8 protein-coding genes are annotated in these 7,563 nt (G+C 36.7%); 1 reads left to right on the forward strand and 7 read right to left on the reverse strand.

Features of this window, described 5'->3' with window-relative positions:
* Positions 1-233: 233 nt before the first annotated feature.
* From ACRD64_RS24765 to ACRD64_RS24780, 4 genes are all read right to left on the reverse strand, one after another.
* On the reverse strand, positions 234-3,008 hold the full coding sequence (locus tag ACRD64_RS24765; RefSeq protein ID WP_430937238.1) for a ligand-binding sensor domain-containing protein: 2,775 nt from the start codon (positions 3,006-3,008) through the stop codon (positions 234-236).
* 866 nt (positions 3,009-3,874) lie between these two features.
* Positions 3,875-4,003 carry a hypothetical protein gene (locus tag ACRD64_RS24770; RefSeq protein WP_430937240.1) on the reverse strand — a complete coding sequence of 43 codons (129 nt, stop codon included), beginning with the start codon at positions 4,001-4,003 and terminating at the stop codon, positions 3,875-3,877.
* A 459-nt stretch (positions 4,004-4,462) separates the two neighbouring features.
* The gene (locus ACRD64_RS24775; RefSeq protein WP_430937242.1) at positions 4,463-4,645 is read right to left on the reverse strand and encodes a hypothetical protein; all 183 of its coding nucleotides are present in this window, start codon (positions 4,643-4,645) and stop codon (positions 4,463-4,465) included.
* 26 nt (positions 4,646-4,671) lie between these two features.
* The gene (locus ACRD64_RS24780; RefSeq protein ID WP_430937244.1) at positions 4,672-5,427 is read right to left on the reverse strand and encodes a hypothetical protein; all 756 of its coding nucleotides are present in this window, start codon (positions 5,425-5,427) and stop codon (positions 4,672-4,674) included.
* 178 nt (positions 5,428-5,605) lie between these two features.
* Between ACRD64_RS24780 and ACRD64_RS24785 the strand changes: the two genes are divergently transcribed.
* Positions 5,606-5,809, forward strand: a complete 204-nt coding sequence (locus ACRD64_RS24785; RefSeq protein ID WP_430937246.1) for a hypothetical protein — start codon at positions 5,606-5,608, stop codon at positions 5,807-5,809.
* A 78-nt stretch (positions 5,810-5,887) separates the two neighbouring features.
* Here the strand turns inward: ACRD64_RS24785 and ACRD64_RS24790 are convergent, their stop codons facing one another.
* The 3 genes from ACRD64_RS24790 to ACRD64_RS24800 form a co-directional block, all read right to left on the reverse strand.
* A complete protein-coding gene (locus ACRD64_RS24790; protein ID WP_430937248.1) occupies positions 5,888-6,637 on the reverse strand; it encodes a nucleotidyl transferase AbiEii/AbiGii toxin family protein in 750 nt (249 codons plus the stop codon).
* Positions 6,634-6,921 carry a DUF6922 domain-containing protein gene (locus ACRD64_RS24795; protein WP_430937250.1) on the reverse strand — a complete coding sequence of 96 codons (288 nt, stop codon included), beginning with the start codon at positions 6,919-6,921 and terminating at the stop codon, positions 6,634-6,636. Before ACRD64_RS24795 ends, ACRD64_RS24790 begins: the two co-directional genes overlap by 4 nt.
* Before the next feature lie 120 nt (positions 6,922-7,041).
* Positions 7,042-7,446: a hypothetical protein gene (locus ACRD64_RS24800; protein ID WP_430937252.1), complete on the reverse strand. Its 405-nt coding sequence runs from the start codon at positions 7,444-7,446 to the stop codon at positions 7,042-7,044.
* Positions 7,447-7,563 lie beyond the last annotated feature (117 nt).

Consider the following 7,563-nt stretch of genomic DNA (forward strand, 5'->3'; position numbering starts at 1 on the left):
GCCTTCTTGATTTTTTCATGCAACAAATATATCCTCTTGAAATCTCTTATAGAAGACCGGGTTAGCCGTGCGGATACATTTAAGTTAAAATCTTTTCATATTGTGGCGGCATTAAAACAAGAAAAGGTTTGAAACAAACAGTTTAGTGTTTTTAATAAAACTAAAAAGAGATAGATAACAATCTGAATTCGATAAAAATAAAACCCATTCGCGACAGAAATAATTTTCAGCCTTTACTTTCGAGTTTCAATAGTAGATAAAAATTCTGTGGGCGTAATTCCTGTTGCCTTCTTAAATGCGCGGTTAAACGAAGACTTTGAGCTAAAACCGCAAGTTTCAGCTACAGCCAGCAGGGTATATTTCTCAAACTCGGGATCCTGCAACCTCCTCTTGCATTCCTCAATACGATAATTATTTATAAAGTCTGTAAATCCCTGATTTAAATTTTGGTTTACAGCCTGAGAAATATCGTGAATAGAAACATCCAACGCTTCTGAAATATGGAGAATCTTTAAGTCTAGATTTAAGTAGGCTTTATGCTCTTCGGTATAGTTTTGAATTTCTACTAATAAATCTTTACTCTTTTCAACATCCAAACTCGAAGTTTGATATTTGTTTTCTTCTTCACGTGATTTTTGAACGGTTGTTTTAATTCTTTTTTTATAAGATTGAATATAGTATAACAATACAGAGACAACTATCAACAGAAACAATACAGAAAAAACAAGAGTAAGCTTACTATTATACCATTTGGGTTTTATTTTAATGGCTAAACTTCTAACACTGTCTTTAATAACTGTTCCTACTTCATTTTCCAGACCGACTAGAAAAGTATATTCTCCCGGTCTCAATTCAGTGTAATAAATGTAATTTTTATTAACCAGTGTCTTCCACTCGTCATTCTTTCCCTCTAATTTAACTATAAAATTCCTGCTCTCATATAACTTGTTATGAAGGTTGACAAATCTAAATCCTAGGCTGTTATGTTCGCCCTTTAATTCAAGGTTTTCAACTTCTTCAATGGGTACATTAATAATATTGGGTAACTCCTCATTTAAAGCTTTTCCACCAATATATATATCACTAATATTTACCCTTCCCAATGTATCGGTTATTTTAATATTATTATAATCAAAATATACTAAGCCTTTTTCATTTCCAAACCATATTCGTCCATCCTTCGTTTTTAGAGCTGCACCTCTACTATATGTAACACCAGGAATGCCTGGTTGTAAATAATAATTGAAGCACGAGTCCGTTCTTTGATTATATAAAGTCAACCCATTCAACGTACTAACCCAGAACTTTTCATTATCAGCTTCAATAATTGAGGTAACAGCATTATTACACAATCCTTCTTTTCTGGTTATCCTTTTTCCTAACTCCAAATCTTTACCTACCTGAAAAATACCATGTTTAGCTGTACCTATCCACATTTTATCAGTCCTATCTAAATATAAGTATACAGCCCTAATAGGCACTCCAAAATCTAATTTCTTAATCAATCTAAACTGACTGTTTTCATAACTGTATATTGTGGCTCCATTTTTACCGCCAACCCATATTCTGTTTTCCTTATCAACCTTTATAGCATATGCCAAGTAATCAGTAAATACGGAGTTTTTGTTGTTAAAAGTTTTTATATCTCCTGAAAGACTTACCCTAAATAAGCCATTAAAACCGCCAACCCATAAATTCCCATTTTGATCTTCTTCAAAGGCATATATACTTTGCGAGTTAAACACCTCATTATTCCAGAGTTTAATTTTTTCATCATTGTACGAATAAGCACTGATTCCTCCTTCATACGTACCTATAAGTACTAAATTCTTATATCTGTGTAGTTTTAAAATTATTTTACCATTAAGATTTTTTTCATCAGGTTTATAATACTGATAATCATCCTTTTTACTTACAACATACAAACCATTCCTTGTGCCCAAAAACTTGTTCCCATGCTCATCAAAATAAAGTGATCGTATGCTTTTATTAAACAATAAACTATCACTCGGTGTAAATGTATTAAACTCCTTATCTGCAAAAGAAGTATAACTCAAACCTCCTTTATATGTGCCTAACCAAACTACTTCATTATCATCCACCATTATTGAATATACATTATTGGAAGATAGCGATTTGGGATTACCTTCAATATGATCAAAACTTTCAACTACACCTGTACGCAGATCCATAACCTGTAATCCTTTCGACCCAGTTCCTACCATGAGCTTATCGTTTGTACTATAAACTGACAATGCTCTTAGATTCTTAAAGGGTGTAATCTCAGACAACTTTTGCTCTGTCAGAGAAAATCGTTGAACACCTCTTGGATGTACTCCCAAATAAATATCATTGTTATCTTTAGCAATACATATATAACTTTGGGAAAATTCTTCTTGGCTAGTAATATTGTTGTAGATAATTGTTCTGTTTAGCTCAATATCGTAGTGGATTAAACCTTTTTTTGTAGAGATATAAATCTGGTCCCCTTCAATAATAAAACCTGTAACTTGATTTAATAAATGATTCTGATTCTTATGAAAAAGAATTGATTCAACATTTTGAGTAATTGTATTCACCTTGAACAAACCCAAGTTTGATCCCACAAATAATACATCATTGTTATACACACCAATTTTACTAACCTCTACATCTTTATGCTGGTTTAATAGTAGTGATGAAAATTCAGGTGCCATTCGATTCCAATAATAAAGACCGTTCTCAGTACCAATCCATAATATATTATTTTCATCTTCTGCAAATGAAGTTACACTTTTAGGTTCATGCTTGAAGTAGCTGTTATAATTCTTTATCTCAAGGCCATCAAACCTATCAACACCAGCAAAAGTACCTATCCAAAGATAACCATACCTGTCAGTAAATGTAGACTTTACAAAATTCGAGGATAATTTATCTTCAATTGTTAAATGTTCAAAAAGAAGTTTACTTGAAGAAACATTGTGAAATATGCCTATAAATAATGTGAGTATCGTTAAATGTCTTAACACTTTCTATTTTTTACTTAATTTCCATAATTTATTCGGACAAGGTTTGTAATATACAAGCCATTTTGCAAAATAAGTAAAATTTAATTCGAAACTTTCCTTCTGTACTAAAAAAGGTGACATATCTTGACATTTACTTTTTGACTCAAGGTTACAATTCAAGTTATAGCGTTTTATTTAACCCGGGTTTGGCGAGACTAGAATATTCCCCATCCCTCATTCACCCCCAATGCCCTTTTCCACGCTTCTGCATCTGGGGTGTATTCGCTCAGAAGATTGCCATTCACTCCCAACGCCACAAAAGCTGCCATCGAGCCTTCTTCCTACGCACGTGCTGTATTTGTTCTAACCTTGTTCTTAAAAACAATCATTTTCTTAATTTACCTTTGACTATTGCCCAATGACAACCGACCAACCAGCCACAAAAACCTCCTTTCGCCTGTAACATTTGCCATTTTTTTTGTTTTTTTACATAGCGCCTATAAAATGGCAAAAGTTACTTTCCCCACAAGCCTACAATAGCAGCTCCCCAACCCTTCCGGTGCAGTTTATGTCATAACTTTTGCCCAAGCGCACATTCGGTATTTAGGTCATTGCACAGCTTGAACAGCTACTAACAACAACCTAAAACCCGAGCCCCAAGAAAAACTTGGCGCAAGACCATAGCATTAAAAACTTTCTCACAAGACGGTAGCGTTCGTACCTCTGCGCACCCCACTTGCGCCAAAGTCTTAAAAGCTGAACCCTGGCAAAAGTTCCGCCATAAACTGTACCCCAAAGCTATATTAGCATAATGCTGCCCTATATAACTTGCCTATCTCCAATGGCGTAAACCCAATATTTTCGGCAGTCCATATAGGGGCACTATGCTAAATAGCCCCACCACCAGAGCGCCCCACCGCACCTTTATCGCAGAAACAACCACATACGCCCACCCACCGTGTTACATCCATATCCGTCCCAAACATCACCCTCCCCTCCCCGATTGCCTTGGGCATGCTTCGCATATCAGGTTTTATTGGGGGCATTCATTACCATCGCCCCAAACCCCCAGGCTGAAATCCATTGATATAAATAGTTGATGAGGTTGTTTATGTCGTTTATAGCATCAACCAATTAAATCAATGGATTTGATTGAATTCCTTTCTCTTCTTTATACTTAATTTACATTTTACGACTAAGTCAACGACCATGTGAGCGACTATGTGACAATTATTATATCCCTTTTAAAAAAAATAAACAATGTCGCTACACTGTAACGACAATTATAACGTTACCCTTTACAAAACTCCCACCAATGTGAGAGAAGTTTCTTTCATCATAAAAAGTGCATTATTTTGCGCAATTAGATTGTATTTGAGAATAACATTGTACATCATGCGAAAACCAAATGAAAAAAGGCCTCTGCATTTCTGCAAAGACCTTTCGACCACAAACCAAACAATGGGAACAACAAATTAACCTCCCTTAAACTTTCCCATTAAATACCTCAACAACTTGGAAACAAAAAAACTAACCACTGTACCTATGGCTGTATAGATTATGGTTTCAACAACATGGTTTATGTCAATGCTGGTAAAAGCAGCAACGACAAAACCGCCCCAAAATCCTACCTTCCCGTCATGCTGAACATGTTCCATAATCCTACTTTAGAAACTCTTGTTGTTTACAGTAAATCAATCGCTACCATCGACAGCGCACCACTCTCTTTGTTGTTGATAAGGTAAAGCTGACCGTTTACCGTTTGATAATACTCAACACCAAAAACAACAAACACTGGTCGTGTGCTATCGGCTCCGATAGTCGCAGTTGTATCAACGGTTGCCGCCGCAGACAAATTCAAATCCACAACAGCTGATTCTACCACATCCACTTCGAACTCCTTATTCTCAAAATCAACAGCAGCAACTCCGACAGTAAACCTTGCCTGTGTGGCCCCTTCAACTTGCGAAAGTTCCAAACTCGGATTGGTAAATTCTATTGAAACGGCAGCTTGACCACTGGCTCTATCAAAACCCACCGTGTAAGCAGCTTTCAACACCTCATCCAAACCGGTAGCTTCGTTAAACTCAAATCCTTGCAACAGGTTTAAGTCACCTTGAAGTACAGTTCTCTCACCTCTGGCATTGTTGGTATCCCCCTGAATCACTTTCAACAAAGCCGTTGTTAACCTGCTCGCTACTTTTTTGTCTGCAACCTGTGCAATTGGTGTCTTCAATGCTCCTCGCAACAGTTTACCTGCTTTGCCTGCCCTTCCGAACTCAGCCCCGTTCTCCCTGGTCCTGACAAACGCTGGGTCTTTTTTAATCCGCTCCCCGTCAACACCACCTTTACTCCGTGCCAGGTAATCGCCGCCGCTTTTGTAAAACGACAAATCACCGATACGGCCTTCCAACTTAATCACTCCTTTTTGTCTTGCCATAACTCCTGATAATTAGTTAACAGAAGAAAAGTAAAGGCTAAAATCACAAAGAAACAAACCGAGGTGTCCATTTTGTCCCTAAATGTCCGTTTTGTCCTAAAATGACCGTAAATAATCCTTACATTTGAGGTATAAGAACTTCTATGCAAAGGCATAGATGAGGTATAGATAAAGCATTATGGGCATTAAACTGAAGCGGGTTTGTATTTACCCCAAGGATGTACAACGGTTGACCGGCAAAAGCGAAAAATACAGTCAACGACTTTTAAACAGAATCAAAAAGGAATTAGGAAAAGAAAACCACCAGTTTATCACCTCTGAAGAATTTGCCAAATACACGGGTATTTCTATCCATACGATTCAAGCGTATTTGGATGAGTAAGTGTTTTCTTTCCCTGTTCGAAATATGCCTGTTTTAAACCATCATTAATTTTATAGTGTTTTGACATGCAAGCCAAGTCTACATTTCGGGAAACCCTAGCCCAAGGTGGCTGAACAGCTTACGAACTTTTGTCCTCCAGCTCATTCTAGCCAAAAGAAAACTTTTTTGTTCATCCATTATAGAAATGGTATCGTTTGAATGTACTGGACGTGTGTTATTTGGTAAGGATGAATTTTCGAACTCAAGTAATAATTTGGGATTCTCTATTGGACCTAATTCATTATCAAGATCAAATATTGTTCTATCACTATCGGAGCAAAACTTTTCTTTTTTAAGTTTTAACTGGTCAAACAGTTCGACAAGAGGAATTTCATCAGTGATATAATCCAAATCGTAAATATCTTTCTTCGCTTTTCTGTTGGCTGCACTTTCCAATTTGAATAGACCAATATCCTTTTTTGAAATAAGGCGTATACCATCTACAACTTCAATATCATAAACAAACTTCATGTTTTGAAGTATTTCAACTTTTATCGTAACACCATTTTCTACGATAAAGCAACGTAAAAATATAAACTGGTCGTTTTCATCACAGGGGTATTGCAAACCGATTACAGAACTGCCAAAATATTGGTTGATTTCATCCTCTATTTCTTTAAAGCCAGAACGTCCAACGATATTTGGGCTAAACAGGTCTATGTCAACCGATTTTCTGTGATTATATCTTAATGCAAGGTTGGTGCCGCCTGCCAAAGCAAATTGAGACAGGCTTGGTAACTTTTGAAGTTTATGTATAGTATCTCTTAGTTCTTCAGAAACAGCGATCATAAACTGAAACGTTTAAACGGTTCAACGTTATACTTGTTGGCCACCATTAAACAAATACTGTTGCTTATTCTTTCTTTCGTTTTTTGCAAACAACTTATAATTTGCTCTTTTGAATAGAGCTTTTCCAGTCTGGCAATATCCTTTTCAAAGCTTTGCTTGGTTGAAGCGTATAAAGCCCTGGGAATAATGATATCAAAATCTGTATCAACGGACAATTTAGAACTGTCCATATCCCAAAACAGATAATCGGGGAAGATTTTTGATATGTTTACTGTGTTCTTCAAAACTTTATAATTTCTTTCTACAAAGATAATGTTTTATTTCAAATGATTCTTGCACATGCTCAGGCAGTTCAACATATATATCGTAAACCACATCTCTTCCCTGTTTTCTTAGATTTTAAATCATCTACGTTTGTCCTGAGCCTCATCGGGAAATGAAACCATGTTCATCATTTCCCTGAGTCGGCTGCGTACCCTGGCTCCGTATTGCTCTTCAATTTCCGAAGCATTCAGGTTGGTGGTAACATGGGTGATGAGGTTCTCCGTGATAAACAAGTCGTAACGGGACAACAGGATTTCGGAAAGCACGTTACACTTGTTACCGAAATGTTTGAGGTTCTGTTCCGCTCCCAGGTCATCGAAACAGATAGTCTGCGTTTTCTTTTGGCCATGGGTGAACTTTACGCTTTTTCGGCTATATCGATGGATAACCTCAAAACCGTCCTTGTGAAACTCGAAACTCACATCCCTGCAGGATTTTATCTGGTAACCCTGTGGTTCGGGAACAACCATCCGCAACAAATGCATTAACGATGTTTTACCGGAATAATGTAAAGCTTTACATTATTGTGGTAATGTATACCAAACTGTAATGTAAAGTAGTTGTGTTTGCCTTTGATATAACGTGGGATGGCTTATAAAAAG

It is taken from the genome of Saccharicrinis sp. 156, from assembly GCF_050589685.1.
In the GTDB taxonomy this organism is placed as follows: Bacteria; Bacteroidota; Bacteroidia; order Bacteroidales; family Marinilabiliaceae; genus Saccharicrinis.

Bases quoted from the DNA above. Each gene is read 5' to 3' on its own strand.
- ACRD64_RS24780 (WP_430937244.1), bottom strand. From the start codon at position 5,427: ATGGCAAGACAAAAAGGAGTGATTAAGTTGGAAGGCCGTATCGGTGAT.
- ACRD64_RS24790 (WP_430937248.1), bottom strand. From the start codon at position 6,637: ATGATCGCTGTTTCTGAAGAACTAAGAGATACTATACATAAACTTCAA.
- ACRD64_RS24770 (WP_430937240.1), bottom strand. From the start codon at position 4,003: ATGCCCAAGGCAATCGGGGAGGGGAGGGTGATGTTTGGGACGGATATG.
- ACRD64_RS24775 (WP_430937242.1), bottom strand. From the start codon at position 4,645: ATGGAACATGTTCAGCATGACGGGAAGGTAGGATTTTGGGGCGGTTTT.
- ACRD64_RS24785 (WP_430937246.1), top strand. From the start codon at position 5,606: ATGGGCATTAAACTGAAGCGGGTTTGTATTTACCCCAAGGATGTACAA.
- ACRD64_RS24800 (WP_430937252.1), bottom strand. From the start codon at position 7,446: ATGCATTTGTTGCGGATGGTTGTTCCCGAACCACAGGGTTACCAGATA.